General features: G+C 76.6%; 1 pseudogene. It reads left to right on the top strand.

What is annotated here, in order from left to right:
• A pseudogene (locus ACSNOH_RS35115) lies at window positions 1-487 on the top strand (DUF3533 domain-containing protein); the annotation flags it as partial.

Here is a 487-nt window from a genome sequence, read left to right as displayed (position 1 = left end):
CGCGGTCCTGGTGATCGGCACCCTGGTGCTCCAGCTCGCCTTCATCGCCTCGTACGTGGGCGCCTTCCACAGCCCCCGGCCGCGGGACGTCGCCCTCGGCATCGTCGCCCCGCAACAGATCGCCGGGCAGCTGGGGCAGAAGCTCGACGGGCTGCCGGGCGATCCCCTGGCCCCGCGCGTCGTGGACGGCGGCGAGGCCGCGGCCACCCGGAAGATCCGCAACCGCGACCTCGACGCGGCGCTGATCGTCGACCCGCGCGGCACCACCGACACCCTGCTGGTCGCAAGCGGCGCGGGCGCCTCCCTCGCCCAGGCCACCGAGGCGGTGCTCACCCGCGCCGAGGCGGCGGAGGGCCGTACGGTACGGGTCAGGGACGTCGCGCCCGCCGCGGCCGGCGACGCCCGCGGCCTGACCGCGTTCTACCTGGTGGTCGGCTGGTGCGTGGGCGGCTACCTGTGCGCCGCGATCCTCGCCATCAGCGCCGGC

The sequence above is a fragment of the Streptomyces sp. URMC 127 genome (genome assembly GCF_051386535.1).
Taxonomy (GTDB): Bacteria; Actinomycetota; Actinomycetes; order Streptomycetales; family Streptomycetaceae; genus Streptomyces.
This window is presented reverse-complemented; position numbering and strand designations above follow the sequence as displayed.